Annotated in this window: 13 protein-coding genes and 1 riboswitch; of the genes, 6 read left to right on the plus strand and 7 right to left on the minus strand. The window is 71.7% G+C overall.

The annotated features are described in order from the left end of the window. From paaC to paaA, 3 genes are all read right to left on the minus strand, one after another. Window positions 1-726: a 1,2-phenylacetyl-CoA epoxidase subunit PaaC gene (gene paaC / locus ACZ31C_RS02590; RefSeq protein ID WP_465793884.1), complete on the minus strand. Its 726-nt coding sequence runs from the start codon at window positions 724-726 to the stop codon at window positions 1-3. Continuing rightward, window positions 723-1013: a 1,2-phenylacetyl-CoA epoxidase subunit PaaB gene (paaB, locus tag ACZ31C_RS02595; protein WP_350697438.1), complete on the minus strand. Its 291-nt coding sequence runs from the start codon at window positions 1011-1013 to the stop codon at window positions 723-725. Before paaB ends, paaC begins: the two co-directional genes overlap by 4 nt. A 114-nt stretch (window positions 1014-1127) precedes the next feature. After that, entirely contained in the window at window positions 1128-2183 is a 1056-nt protein-coding gene (gene paaA, locus ACZ31C_RS02600; RefSeq protein ID WP_465793885.1) for a 1,2-phenylacetyl-CoA epoxidase subunit PaaA, read from the minus strand. A gap of 360 nt (window positions 2184-2543) precedes the next feature. Between paaA and ACZ31C_RS02605 the strand changes: the two genes are divergently transcribed. Further along, window positions 2544-3527, plus strand: a complete 984-nt coding sequence (locus ACZ31C_RS02605) for a hypothetical protein (RefSeq protein WP_465793886.1) — start codon at window positions 2544-2546, stop codon at window positions 3525-3527. Beyond that, window positions 3527-4465, plus strand: coding sequence for a serine hydrolase (locus tag ACZ31C_RS02610; protein WP_396741165.1), 939 nt, complete (start codon window positions 3527-3529; stop codon window positions 4463-4465). The genes ACZ31C_RS02605 and ACZ31C_RS02610 overlap by 1 nt, the downstream gene beginning before the upstream one ends. A 117-nt stretch (window positions 4466-4582) precedes the next feature. Here ACZ31C_RS02610 and ACZ31C_RS02615 read toward each other — a convergent pair whose 3' ends face one another. Further along, a complete protein-coding gene (locus ACZ31C_RS02615; protein WP_465793887.1) occupies window positions 4583-5434 on the minus strand; it encodes a menaquinone biosynthetic enzyme MqnA/MqnD family protein in 852 nt (283 codons plus the stop codon). A gap of 356 nt (window positions 5435-5790) precedes the next feature. Here ACZ31C_RS02615 and ACZ31C_RS02620 point away from each other — a divergent pair, with 356 nt between their 5' ends. From ACZ31C_RS02620 to ACZ31C_RS02635, 4 genes are all read left to right on the plus strand, one after another. Then, complete coding sequence (locus ACZ31C_RS02620) at window positions 5791-7845, plus strand: HelD family protein (protein ID WP_465793888.1); 2055 nt, start codon at window positions 5791-5793, stop codon at window positions 7843-7845. A 60-nt stretch (window positions 7846-7905) separates the two neighbouring features. Next, the gene (locus tag ACZ31C_RS02625; RefSeq protein ID WP_465793889.1) at window positions 7906-8790 is read left to right on the plus strand and encodes an ABC transporter ATP-binding protein; all 885 of its coding nucleotides are present in this window, start codon (window positions 7906-7908) and stop codon (window positions 8788-8790) included. 13 nt (window positions 8791-8803) lie between these two features. Continuing rightward, a complete protein-coding gene (locus tag ACZ31C_RS02630) occupies window positions 8804-9541 on the plus strand; it encodes an ABC transporter permease (protein ID WP_465793890.1) in 738 nt (245 codons plus the stop codon). A 96-nt stretch (window positions 9542-9637) separates the two neighbouring features. Continuing rightward, window positions 9638-10402 carry a VOC family protein gene (locus ACZ31C_RS02635; protein ID WP_465793891.1) on the plus strand — a complete coding sequence of 255 codons (765 nt, stop codon included), beginning with the start codon at window positions 9638-9640 and terminating at the stop codon, window positions 10400-10402. Window positions 10403-10421: 19 nt separating this feature from the next. On the opposite strand, the gene ACZ31C_RS02640 is transcribed toward ACZ31C_RS02635, so the two are convergent. Genes ACZ31C_RS02640 through ACZ31C_RS02650 form a run of 3 tightly spaced genes read right to left on the minus strand, consistent with a single transcriptional unit; the run spans window position 10422 to window position 13296 of the window. Continuing rightward, window positions 10422-11186 carry an ABC transporter ATP-binding protein gene (locus tag ACZ31C_RS02640; protein WP_465794348.1) on the minus strand — a complete coding sequence of 255 codons (765 nt, stop codon included), beginning with the start codon at window positions 11184-11186 and terminating at the stop codon, window positions 10422-10424. Between the two features lie 50 nt (window positions 11187-11236). After that, window positions 11237-12325 carry a FecCD family ABC transporter permease gene (locus ACZ31C_RS02645; protein ID WP_465793892.1) on the minus strand — a complete coding sequence of 363 codons (1089 nt, stop codon included), beginning with the start codon at window positions 12323-12325 and terminating at the stop codon, window positions 11237-11239. A 35-nt stretch (window positions 12326-12360) separates the two neighbouring features. Further along, window positions 12361-13296, minus strand: a complete 936-nt coding sequence (locus tag ACZ31C_RS02650) for an ABC transporter substrate-binding protein (protein WP_465793893.1) — start codon at window positions 13294-13296, stop codon at window positions 12361-12363. A 107-nt stretch (window positions 13297-13403) separates the two neighbouring features. Then, a riboswitch (cobalamin riboswitch) is annotated at window positions 13404-13464 on the minus strand. Window positions 13465-13532: the final 68 nt, after the last annotated feature.

The following is a 13532-nucleotide window of genomic DNA, read 5'->3' on the forward strand; positions in this document are numbered from 1 at the left end:
TCACCAGCGCGCCCCGGGGTGGGCCCGGTGCAGCACCTGTGCCTCGGCGAGCAGGTACGACAGGTGTTCGGTGTGCACACCGTCCCGCCCACCGGCCGGTGCCCAGGCCGACTCCGGCACGGTGAGGGTCGCCTCGGCGAGCACCTCGGCGACCGTACGACCGAACTCGTCCCGCAGGGTCGCCGGGTCGACCGGGGCGTCCGGCCAGGGGCTGAACAGCTCGTCGGCGTACGGCCAGATCTGGTCGATCCCGGCCTGCATCCGCCGGTGTGACTCGGCGGTGCCGTCACCGAGCCGCTTCACCCAGAGCGCGGCGTGGTCCAGGTGGTAGGCGGACTCCTTGCGGGCCTTGCCGCCGATCGCGGCCAGCCGCTCGTCGGAGCAGCCGGCCAACGCGGTGTAGAGCGGAAGCTGGTACGCCGACAGCACGAGCAGCTTCGCCATGGTCACCGCGAAGTCGCCGTTCGGCAGCTCGACCAGCAGACAGTTGCGGAACTCCCGGTCGTCGCGCAGGTACGCCAGCGCGTCCTCGTCCCGGCCCGCGCCCTCCAGCTCGCCCGCGTACGTCAGCAGCAGCCGGGCCGCGCCGAGCTGGTCGAGGGCGATGTTGGCCAGCGCGATGTCCTCCTCCATCTCGGGGGCCCGGGTGGTCCACTCGGCGAGCCGCTGCGCCGCGATCAACGCGTCGTCGCCGAGCGCCAGAGTGAAGGCGAAGGGACCGTTCACAGGTGCGCCACCCCGTCCGGCACCTCGTAGAAGGTGGGGTGGCGGTAGACCTTGTCGGCCGCTGGGTCGAAGAAGGCGTCCTTCTCGTCCGGGCTGGAGGCGGTGATCGCCCCGGCCGGCACCACCCAGATCGACACCCCCTCCTGACGGCGGGTGTAGAGGTCCCGGGCGTTACGCAGGGCCAGCTCGGCGTCGGGCGCGTGCAGGCTGCCCACGTGCGTGTGCGACAGCCCTCGCCGGGCCCGCACGAAGACCTCCCAGAGCGGTGCGGATTCCCTCGCGCTCACAGGGCCACCTCGGTTCGCGACTGCGGGGCTCGCAAGATCGGCTCACTCCTCGCGCTCACAGGGCCACCTCGGTTCGCGACTGCGGGGCTCGCAAGATCGGCTCACTCCTCGCGCTCACGCTGACACCTTTTCTTTGTTGCGCCGCTTCGCCGCGTACGCCTCGGCTGCCTCGCGCACCCACGCGCCGTCGGTGTGCGCCTGGCGTCGGTGCGCCATCCGCTCCCGGTTGCACGGCCCGTTGCCCTTGATCACTCGCATCAGCTCGGCGTAGTCGGGCTGGGTGTAGTCGTACGCCTGGCGCTGTTCGTTCCAGCGCAGGTCCGGGTCGGGGAGGGTGAGCCCGAGCGCCTCTGCCTGGCCGACACACATGTCCACGAAGCGCTGCCGCAACTCGTCGTTGGAGAAACGCTTGATCTTCCAGGCCATCGACTGGGCGGAGTGGGTGGAGTCGCCGTCCGGCGGGCCGAACATGGCCAGCGACGGGTACCACCAGCGGTCCACCGCGTCCTGCGCCATCGCCCGCTGGGCCGGGGTGCCGTGCGCCAGCACGTACAGGATCTCGTAGCCCTGGCGCTGGTGGAACGACTCCTCCTTGCAGACCCGGATCATGGCGCGGGCGTACGGGCCGTAGGAGCAGCGGCAGAGCGGCACCTGGTTGACGATCGCCGCGCCGTCCACCAGCCATCCGATGGCACCGACGTCGGCCCAGGTCAGAGTCGGGTAGTTGAAGATCGAGCTGTACTTCTGCCGGCCGTCGAGCAGGAGCTGGACAAGCTCGTCCCGGCTCACCCCGAGGGTCTCGGCGGCGGCATAGAGGTAGAGCCCGTGACCGGCCTCGTCCTGCACCTTGGCGAGCAGGATCGCCTTGCGCTTGAGCGAGGGGGCCCGGCTGATCCAGTTGCCCTCCGGCTGCATGCCGATGATCTCGGAGTGCGCGTGCTGGGCGATCTGCCGGATCAGCGTCCGCCGGTACGCCTCCGGCATCCAGTCGCGCGGCTCGATCTTCTGGTCGGCGTCGACCACGGCGGTGAAGTACGCCGCCAGGTCCGTTCCGGGATCGGCGTCCGCCCGGCCCCGTTCCGCCGCGGCCCGCAGTGCCGCCTCCGCCGCCTCGACCTCGCCGAGCAGGCCGCCGGGCGGGTCCTCGCCCGGGAAGTCATTGCCATACATGGACTCAGTGTTACAGCTTGCAACTTGCGACACCAGAGGGGTGTCATAGAAATACGAGATACCCGAGCGTTACCAGGCACACGCCACGGGTAGTGCTCGCGGCTATGAACTGGGTCACAAACGAGCGGTAAATCCTCGCAACAGCCGCGTAGCGGGTTCTTATCCCGCCTTCACGGCGAGTTGACCGGTGTCGGATCCTGGCGCCACCCGAATCCGGACGTAGACTTCGCAGGTCACACCGATCGGTGCAGGACGATCGCGAGCCGATGGGGCACCTCCCCCGCCCCGCAAGCGATCCACACCGGTCAGTCCTGGCAACAAGCCGGTCCCCCGGCCCTGACATCTGGAGCTCACCCGCTCATGCGATCCCGCGTGATCATGGTGTTCGCCGTCACGGCGGTGCTACTCGGCGGCGTCATGCTGGTGCCGGCCGCGTACGCCCGACTCAGCGGCGACGAAGCGAACGCCGCCCAGGAGAGCGTCGCGGCACCGCCGCCCGCGCCACCGCCGCCGCCGACCCTCGCTGCGGGCACGGTATCGGTCGACTTCGAGGGCGAGTTCTTCTCGTGGGCACTCATGGACCGCGAGTCGGGCAAGATCTCCGGCTCGAAGAACATGGCCGCGACCAGCTCCACCGAGTCGATGATCAAGGCTTGGATCGTCGCCGACTACCTGCGCCAACTCGGCGACGAGGAGCCGACGGCCGCGCAGAAGAAGGCGGCCAGCAAAGCCATCCGGGACAGCGACGACTCGTCGACCAACTACGTCTACCGCATGGCCGGCGGCTCGTACGCGGTGCCGGCCGGCGGCCAACCCGGCCCGGTGATCAAGCGCGCGATCAGCATCTGCGACCTCACCGACACCAAGCGGGGCAACATCAAGGGCTACGAGGGCTGGTGGAGCTTCACCAGGATGTCCCCGCGCGACGCGGTCCGACTCGGCGACTGCATCGCCGACGGCCGGGCCGCCGGCCCGAAGTGGACCGAATGGGTGCTCTCCGAGATGAGCAAGGTGCGCGGCACCACCGCCGACAAGGACCAGCACGAGGAGGAGGGTTGGGGCGGTGGCCGGTGGGGCATCATCGATGGCCTACCTGAGTCGATCACCAGTCAGGGCCCGGTCGGAATGAAGAACGGCTGGACCCGCCTCTATTACGACCGCAACTGGCACGTCAACTGCCTCGCGGTCACGGAGAAGTGGAGTCTGGCCGTCATGCTTCGCTATTCGATCGCCGAGAAGCTCGACTACGGGGCCGACGTCTGCGCCAGCGTCGCCGCCCAACTGGTGACCCCGCAGCCCGGCGGTGCGCTCAAGGTCCCGCAGCAGCCGGTCGGGAAGCTCTGATGGCCACCCGTAAGCGCGACCGGGAGGGCGGAACATCCCCGCTACGGCTCGTCGCGATCGCCTGCGTCCTGCTCGGGCTGGTCCTGGTCTCCCTGCGTCTGCTTCCCGGCTCGCCCTTCGAGTCCCGCGCCGCCGCCGAGTGGGGTCGATCCGAGCCGCCGGTGTCCCGCGCCGGCTCGCTCACCGACCGCCACACCCGCCCGTCGCCCTCGCCCAGCCCGTCGCCGGAGCCCGAGCCGCTGCCGTTCGCGGCGAAGCAGCTCGACCTGGACATCGACGGCTGGTACGGCTGGAGCGTGCTGGACCGCCGTTCGGGCGAGATCATCGGCTCGGACAACATGGACGAGACCAACACCACCGCCTCGCTGATCAAGTCCTGGGTCGTCGCCGACTACCTGCGCCGCACCGCGAACGCGGGGCAGACGCCGAGCGACGCGAAGCTCGACGACCTGACCAGGATCATCCGGGACAGCGACAACACCCGCACCGAGCAGCTCTACACCCAGATCGGGCGGTCCGCGTCGATCAAGCGGCTGCTGTCGGTCTGCGACCTGACCGACAGCAAGGTCTCCAGTGACCTCGGCTGGAGCCGCACCGAGCTGTCTCCCCGCGACACCGCCCGGCTGGGCAACTGCATCGCCGACGGTCGGGCCGCCGGCCCCGAGTGGACCAAGTGGCTGCTCAAGGAGATGCGCCTGGTACGCGGTGCCGGCGACTTCGGCATCCGCAAGGCGTTCCCGGCCGACGAGGCGAAGCGGATCGCCATCAAGAACGGCTGGGTGGACCGCACCCAGGAGCAGGAGATCCACGTCAACTGCCTGGCGGTCGGCGACACCTGGACCATGGGCGTGATGCTCCGTTACCCCATCAGCAAGGGCTACGAGTACGGCATGGACAACTGCCAGGAGATCACCGAGGCGCTGCTGACGCGTACCTGAGGGTGCGGGACGGGCTGACGCGTACCTGATTGGTGCGGGGTCAGCGGCCGACCGCAGTGCCGGCGGCGACGTGCGGCGGTGGCTCGACGGCCGCCCTGCCGTCGGTTCGGGGTGCGGTCAGCGGGTGAAGAAGGCCGGTCCGCCGGCCGGCAGCGCGGGGGCTTCGCCGATCTCGGCGGCCCGACGGGCGAACTCCCGGAGCCCGGCGACCTGACGCTCGCCGAGCGAGAAGTCCAGGGCCCGGAAGTACTCGGCGAGGGTGGCCGCGTCGAAGGGCTCCCAACGGGCCGCCGACTCGGCCACCTGGTCCAGCTCGGCCAGGCACAGGTCACGCGAGCGCAGGAACGCCTCGTGCACCTCCTTGACCAGGCCGGGATGGGCGGCGGCGAATTCACGACGGACCGCCCAGACGGCGAAGACCATCGGCAGCCCGGTCCACTCCCGCCAGGCCAACCCCAGGTCGGTCACGGTCAACCCCTGCCGGGGCGCTTCGTACATGGCCCGCAGCGCCACGTCGCCGATCAACACTGCGGCGTCGGCCTCCAGCAGCATCTGGGTCAGGTCCGGTGGGCACCGGAAGTACTCCGGGTCGACGCCGTACCGCTCGCGCAGCAGCAGCCGGGCGAGCAGCACACCGGTCCGCGAGGTGGATCCGAGCGCGATCCGGGACCCGTCGAGGTCGGCCAGCGGACGGGTGCTGACCAGGTTGACCGACAGCACCGGCCCGTCGCTGCCGACCGCCAGGTCCGGCAGGAGCAGCAGTTCGTCGGCGTGCCGCAGGTACTCGACCAGGGTGATCGGTCCGATGTCCAGGTCACCGGCGACCAGCGCCGCGCTGAGCCGGTCCGGCGAGTCCTTGTGCAGGTCGACGTCGAGCAGCGCGCCCGAGCGCATCAGCCCCCAATAGATGGGAAGGCAGTTGAGGAACTGGATGTGCCCGACCCGGGGGCGGGCGACGCGCTCGACCATGCCCCGACCGTATCGCCGCCCGACCCGATCGGCTCAGCGAGCCGTCCCGGAAGTGGCCAACCCCGCACCCCCGACCAGCCCGACCAGCCCGGCCCCGGCCGCGGCCCTTGCCCCGGCGCGGGATGCGCGATGCGTCCGTTTGTTAGGAGGGGTCCCCTGTACTACACGCGGCGTTAGTAGGGGACCCTTCCTTGCACCGCGGCGGCGTGGTAAATCGGTTGCCGGCCGTCCGCCGGGGAGTAGGATTTCCGTTTCCGCCTGACGGCCGAGGTGAGTAGCACCGGAGCGGACGTCCCGCGCCGACCCGTGGTCGGACACGCGAGCGGCAGCCTTCCTCCCCGTCAAGGAGCACGTGGATGAGCCTGCACGCCCCACAGACCCCGCACCCGCCGCCGACCGGCCTCGACGAGGAGCTGACCGCCGAGCGGGCCCACCTGACCCGGTCCCGAGCCGCGCTGCACCGGATGCGCGAACGCGCCGAGGCGCTCTTCGCCACCGGCGACACGGTGGCCGGTGACTCGTACACCGCCGAGCAGCTCGGGCGGCACCTCGCCCGTCGGGTGGCCGAACTGGCCGACGACCCACGGACGCCGCTGTTCTTCGGCCGGCTCGACTTCGGTGACGCCGACGCGGAGCACGCCGGGCGGCGCTACCACGTCGGCCGCCGGCATGTCACCGACGAGCAGGGCGAACCGCTGGTGCTGGACTGGCGGGCCCCGGTGTCGCGGTCGTTCTACCGGGCCAGCGCCCGTGACCCGCAGGGGCTCGCCGTGCGCCGCCGGTTCGGTTTCGGCGACGGCGTGCTGACCAGCTTCGAGGACGAGCACCTCGACCGTGGCGAGGAACTCGGCACCGCCAGCCGGATCCTCACCGCCGAGATCGAACGCCCCCGGATCGGGCCGATGCGCGACATCGTCGCCACCATCCAGCCGGAGCAGGACGAGCTGGTCCGCGCCGACCTGGCCGACTCGATCTGCGTACAGGGCGCGCCGGGCACCGGGAAGACGGCGGTCGGGTTGCACCGCGCCGCGTACCTGCTCTATCTGCACCGGGAGCGGCTGCGCCGGTCGAAGGTGCTGGTCGTCGGCCCGAACCGGGCGTTCCTCGGGTACATCGCGGCGGTGCTGCCCGCCCTCGGTGAGGTGGAGGTCGCACAGGCCACCGTCGAGGACTTGGTCGACCGGGTGGCGGTACGCGCGGTGGAACCGCCGGAGGTGGCGAGGATCAAACACGACGCCCGGATGGCCGAGGTGCTGCGCCGGGCCGTCGACGCGTACGTGGGCGAGCCGACCGAGGCGATGACCGTCTCCGACGGCTCCTACCGCTGGCGGATCGGGTTGGAGCCGCTGCACCGGCTGGTCCACGAGACCCGCGCGGAAGGGCTGCCGTACGCCGTCGGCCGGGAACGGATCCGCGCCCGGGTCGTCGGGCTGCTGCAACGGCAGGCCGAGGCCCGGCGGGCGGAGTCGCCCAGCGACGCCTGGCTGCGCCGGACGGGCCGCTCGACACCGGTCACCACCTTCCTGGACGCGGTCTGGCCCGCGCTCACCCCGGACGGGCTGGTGCACGCCCTGCTCGGCGACCCCGCCCGGCTCGCGGCGGCAGCGCAGGGCCTGCTCACCGCCGACGAGCAGGCCCGGCTCACCGCCGGGAAGCTGGCCCGTACGCCGAAGGCCACCCGGTGGACCGCCGCCGACGCCGTCCTGATCGACGAGGCGGCCGGGCTGATCGAGCGGCCGACCGGCTTCGGGCACGTGGTGGTGGACGAGGCACAGGACCTCTCCGCGATGCAGTGCCGGGTGATCGCCCGGCGCAGCGAGCACGGTTCGCTCACCCTCCTCGGCGACCTGGCCCAGGCGACCGCGCCGTGGGCCGCCACCGACTGGCGGGAGACCCTGCGGCACCTGGGCAAGCCGGACGCGGTGGTGGTGCCGTTGACGGTCGGCTTCCGGGTACCGGCGGAGGTGCTCGCGTTCGCCAACCGGCTGCTGCCGGCGCTCGCCGTCGACGTACCGCCGGCCGAGTCGCTACGCCACGACGGCACGCTCGCGGTGCGTACCGTGACCGAGCTGGCCGAGGCGACGGTGGCCGAGGTGCGCGCGGCGCTCGCGCACGAGGGGTCGATCGCGGTGATCGCCGCCGACGACGCGGTGCCCGGGCTGCGCGCGGCGCTGGCGGCGGCGGGGATCGAGACGGCGACCGTCGACGAGCCGACGGCGGGTACGCGGGTCTCCGTCATGCCGGCCACCAGTGTGAAGGGTCTGGAGTACGACCACGTGGTCGTCGCCGAACCGGCCGCCATCGTGGCCGCCGAACCACGCGGCCTGCACCGCCTGTACGTGGTGCTGACCCGGGCGGTGTCCGGGCTTTCGGTGGTGCACGTCGCGCCGCTTCCTGCCCCACTCAGCTGATTGCGCGGTTGCGCCGACGCGGTAGACCGTTGTACACGGAGCACCATGGAAGGAGCCGCCGTGATTCTCGCCCGCGCCGATCAGGTCAGCCGCCGCTACGGCGAAGTCCTCGCGCTGGACCGGGTCGACCTGGAGGTCCGTGCGGGCGAACTGGTCGGCCTGCTCGGGCCGAACGGTGCCGGCAAGAGCACCCTGCTCAACCTGCTGGTCGGGCTGCGTCGGCCGACCTCGGGCCGGGTGGAGCTGTTCGGCGGCGACCCCCGGGACGCGGCGAACCGGCAACGGATCGGTGTGACGCCGCAGGAGACCGGGCTGCCCGCCACCCTGCGCGTCGGCGAGGTGATCGACTTCGTCTCCGCCCACTACCCGGACCCGGTGCCCCGGGATGAACTGCTCGACCGGTTCGGCCTCACCGCCCAGGTCAAGCGGCAGAGCGGCGGGTTGTCCGGTGGCCAGAAACGTCGGCTGGCCGTGGCACTGGCCTTCGTCGGCCGCCCCCGGCTGGTGGTGCTCGACGAGCCGACCACCGGGCTGGACGTGGAGGCCCGGCACACCCTGTGGGAAGCCATCCGGTCCTTCCACGCCGACGGCGGCACGGTGTTGCTGAGCAGCCACTACCTGGAGGAGGTGGAGGCGTTGGCGCGACGGATCGTGGTAATCGGGCAGGGCCGGGTACTCGCCGACGACAGCGTCGACGCCGTCCGGGCCGTGGTCGGCGTACGCCGGGTCAGCCTGACCACCGACGCGCTACCCACGCTGCCCGGGGTGGCCCGCACCGAACATGTCGACGGCCGGACGCACCTGCTCACCGCCGACGCCGACCAGCTCGTCCGGGACCTGGTCACCAGCGGCGTCGACTTCCGCGACCTGGAGGTACGGCCGACCTCGCTGGAGGAGGCGTTCCTCGCCATCACCACCGCCGACACCGAGCCGACCCCCGTCTGAGGAAGTGCCTGCCGTGCCACTCGCCCTGACCCACGCGCGTTACCAACTGCTGGAGACGGTCCGCATCCCGATCGCGCTCTTCGGCAGCGCCTTCTTCCCGGCCGTCGCGATGCTCTTCTTCGTCGTGCCGTGGGCCGGCAAGGACCCGGTCGGCGCCACCTTCGCCACCGCCTCGATGGTCACCTTCTCGGTGATGAGCGCCAACATCTTCCAGTACGGCATGGGCGTCGCCGAGGATCGCCAACAGCCCTGGGACCCGTACACCCGGACCCTGCCCGTCGGGCCGGGACCACGCTTCGCCGGCCGCGTGCTGGCCGGTCTGCTGGTCACCTACCTGTCGCTGATCCCGCTGCTGGTCATCGCCGCGACGTTGACCGCGGCCGAGATCACCCTGCTGCGGTTCCTGCTGGCGCTGGCCACCGTGGCGGTGGTCGCGGTGCCGTTCACCCTGCTGGGGCTCGCCATCGGATACTCACTGCCGAGCAAGGCGGCGATCGTGGTCGCCCAGGTCGTCTTCTTTCCGATGGCCTTCGGCGGTGGGCTGCTCTCCTCCCCCGGTGACGCGCCCGGCTTCATCGAGGCGATCGCGCCGTTCCTGCCCACCCGGGGCGCGGTGGAGCTGATGTGGGCGGCCGTCGGCGACTTCCCGGTCAGCACGTTGTCGCTGGTCATGCTCGGCGTCTGGGTGGTGGCGCTGGCCGCGATCGGTGCGTGGGCGTACCGGCGGGACGAGGGTCGCCGGTTCAGTTGACGTTCCGGCCGTTTCCCTCGGGCGGCGGCCGGGCGGTGCCACGATGCCGGTGAGGGCGGTCGAGCGGCGAGCGCCCCGGGCCGAGAGGGGTGGGGAGTGGTCGACGTCGCGCCGGGCACCCCCTGCTGGGCCGATCTGGCCACCCCTGAGCTGGACGCGGCCCGACGGTTCTATCCCGAGCTGTTCGGCTGGACCGGTCGGGTCGATCCCGAACCGGAGGCGGGCGGCTACACCGTCTTCCTGCTCGGTGGGCGACCGGTGGCCGGTGTGGGGCCGCCGGCCGTACCGGACCAGGTGCCGATCTGGTCGACGTACGTCGCCACCGACGACGCCGACCTGGTCGCCGGCCGTGTGGAGCGGGCCGGCGGGCAGGTGGTGGTACCCCCGTTCGAGGTGTTCGACCGGGGTCGGATGGCGGTGTTCAGCGATCCGGCCGGTGCCGCGTTCAGCGTGTGGCAGCCGATGACCTTCGCCGGGGCCGACGTCTTCGACGTGCCGGGCGCGATGTGCTGGACCGAGCTGGTCACCCCCGACCCGGACGGGGCACGGGTCTTCTACGAGCTGGTCTTCGGGTGGCAGCCCGAGGAGGAGCCGATGGGGCAGGTCGCCTACACCGGTTGGCGGCTGGGTGACCGCTTGGTGGCCGGGATGATGCCGCCGCTGGGTGCGGAGTTCCCGGCCGACTCACCGGCGTACTGGACGCTGTACTTCTCGGTCACCGACGCCGACGCCACCGCCGCCCGCGCCGCCGAGCTGGGCGGCACCATCCTCGTCCCGCCCCGGGACATTCCCGCCGGCCGCGTCACCGCTCTACGCGACCCGCACGGCGCGCTCTTCTCCCTCATCGCCCTGACCTCCTGACCGCCCCCATCGCCACCCGTCAGCGGGGGCGGGTGGGGAGGACCAGGGGGCCGTGGGGGCCGGGGACGACCGTGACGTGGGCCCGGTAGTAGCGGGCGAGCATCTCCTCGGTGAGCACCTCGGTCGGGGTGCCCTCGGCGACGATCCGGCCGTCGGCCAGCAGCACCATGCGGTCGGCGTACTCGCCGGCGATGGAGAGATCGTGCATGGTGGCCAGCACGGTCAGGCCGTGCGTACGGCGCAACTGGTCGACGAGTTCCAGCACCTCCTGCTGGTGACCGATGTCCAGCGCACTGGTCGGCTCGTCGAGCAGCAGCAGGGTGGCGCCCTGGGCCAGTGCGCGGGCCAGGAAGACCCGCTGCCGCTCACCGCCGGAGAGGGTGGCGAGTTCCCGGCCCTGGAAGCCGGCCAGGTCCAGCCGGCCGAGCACCTCGTGCACCACGGCCAGGTCGGCGGCGGACTCCCGGCCCAGCGGCGGGATGTACGGGGTGCGTCCGAGCAGCACGTAGTCGAGTACCGCCATGCCGGGCGGTACGACCGGGGACTGCGCCACGGTCGCCACCACCCGGGCCCGTTCGCGGCGACGCAGGGCGCTCAACGGCGTACCGAAGAGGTCGACGGCGCCCGGCGCGGCGAGCAGGCCGCCGACGGCCCGCAACAGGGTCGACTTGCCGGCGCCGTTGGGTCCGATCACGGTGACCCACTCGCCGGGCCGGACGGTCAGGTCGACGCCGCCCAGGATCGGTGTGCCGTCCAGGCTGATCCGCAGGTCACGCACCTGCACGGCGGCGGCGGCGGACGCGGTCCGGTCGACGCCTGACGACTCGGGCGCGGTCACGTCAGCACCCGTCGGGCGGTCCGCAGGATCAGGACGAAGAAGGGACCGCCGAGCAGCGCGGTGACCACCCCGATCGGAATTTCCTGTGGTGCGGCGGCGGTCCGGGCCGCCACGTCGGTCAGGGCCAGGAAGGCACCGCCGAACAGCAACGACAGCGGCAGGATGACGCGGTAGCTCGATCCGGCGAGCAGTCGTACGGTGTGCGGCACGATGATCCCGACGAAGCCGATCAGCCCGGAGGCGGACACCGCGGCGGCGGTGCCCAGCGAGGCGGCGGCGATCAGCAGGTACCGGGAGCGCTGCGGGTGCAGGCCGAGCCCGGCCGCCTCGTCGTCACCCACCGAGAGCACGTCCAGCTCCCGCCGGTGCAGCAGGATGACCAGGCTGGTGAGCAGGAAGTACGGCAGCACCAGCCGGACGTCGTGCCAACCGGCGGTGGCCAGCCGCCCGAGCAGCCAGGAGTACACCTCCTGGATGCTGTCCGCGTTGCGTTGCAGCAGGTACGTCTGTCCAGCGGAGAGGAACGCGGAGACGGCCACCCCGGCCAGGATCAGCGTGGCCGGCGAACGGCTGCGTCCGCCGGCGACCCCGAGCAGGTACGTCATGGCGACCGCACCGAGCGAGCCGACGAAGGCGGCCAGCGGGATGGTGAGCGGGAGCCCGCTGAGCGCACCGCCGGTCGCGGTGCCCAGGGTCAGCACGACGGTGACCGCGAGGCCCGCCCCGGCGGCCACACCGAGCAGGTACGGGTCGGCCAGCGGGTTGCGGAACACACCCTGGTAGGCGCCACCGGCCAGGGCCAGCAGCCCACCGACCAGCAGACCCAGCACCACCCGGGGCAGCCGCAACTCGGTGACGATGGCGATCTCGCGCTCGGTCAGCCCGCTCTCCAGGCGTACCCCGGGCAGCAGGTTGAGCAGTTCGATCGCGACACTGCCGGGCGGCAGGCTGACCGGCCCGAGCGAGACGCCGGCCACCAGGGCGACGAAGACGGCGAGCACGCCGATGGCGAGCCAGCGTTTCCGCAGGCCCGCCGGCCGGCCGACCGCCGGTAAGGAAGGGTCCCTTGCTAACGCCTGGTGCATAGGAAGGGTCCCCTGCTAACGCCTGACGACGTCGGTCACTCGGCAACCTTGTTGGTGGCGTCCACGATGGTGCGGAGCAGGTCCACCACACGCGGGCCCCAGCGCGAGGCGACGTCGTCGTCCAGCTCGACGATCTGGTCGTTCTTGACCGCCTCGATGCCGGACCAGCCGCTGCGCGCCTTGACCGTCGCGGCGCTCTGCTGGCAGCACTTCACGTCGGAGAGGAAGACGAAGTCCGGGTTGGCCTGGACGATCACTTCCTGGGAGAGCTGCGGGTAGCCGCCGTTCTTGCCGTCGGCGTCCGCCGCGTCGGCGATGTTCTCCAGCCCGGCGAGGGCATAGATCGAGCCGATGAAGGTCTTGCTGGTGGCGGTGTACAGCTCCGGCCCCAGCTCGTGGAAGTAGGTGGGCGCCTGGACCCGCTGCGGCACCTCGGCGACGATCTTCGTGATGTCGTCCTTCATCCGCTGCACCACGTCGCCCGCCGCGTCGGCGTTGCCGGTGAGCGTGCCCAGCTCGGTGATCTGCCGGTACGAGTCGTCGAGGGTCTGCGCCGCCGGGGTCAGGTAGACCGGGATCTTGAGCGTGGTGAGCTGGTCGACGATCTTGTTGCGGTCGTCGCTGAGCACCACCAGGTCGGGGTTCTTCGCGGCGACCGCCTCGGCGTTCGGCTGGTAACCGGAGAGGTCCGTCTTCGGCGCGTCGGCCGGGTGGTTCGACTGGTCGTCGACGGCGGTGACCTGCGGCCCGGCACCGATGGCGAACAGCATCTCAGTGGCCGTCGCGGAGAGCGAGACGATCTTCTCGGGACGCTGCTCCAGGGTCAACGACCCGACGGTGACGGGGAAGGCGGCGCCACTCGGGCGCTCGCCGGTGCTGGGTGTCTCGCTGCTGGTCTCGGCGCAGGCGCCGAGGGCGAGCGCGGCCACCGCGAGAGTGGCGGCGAAGACCCGGGGGGTACGGCTGAACATCGGTCCTCCTGTCGGTCGAGGAGTGCTGCTTCGCCGACAGGAGCCGGAGCGACCCGTCCGCGAGGCGCCCTTCCTCGAGAGCGCGGATCGCGACGCGCCCCAGGCGACCTGACTCGTCCCCGGCTTCGGGGCATCACAGTTGCGGGACAGCGCCGGTTTCGCACCGGCTTCGCTGCGGCGGGTCGGTACGACGGTAGCGCACGGCGGGACCGCGACCCCGTTGAGCAGGTCGCGGT

The organism is Micromonospora sp. NPDC023869, from assembly GCF_055559695.1.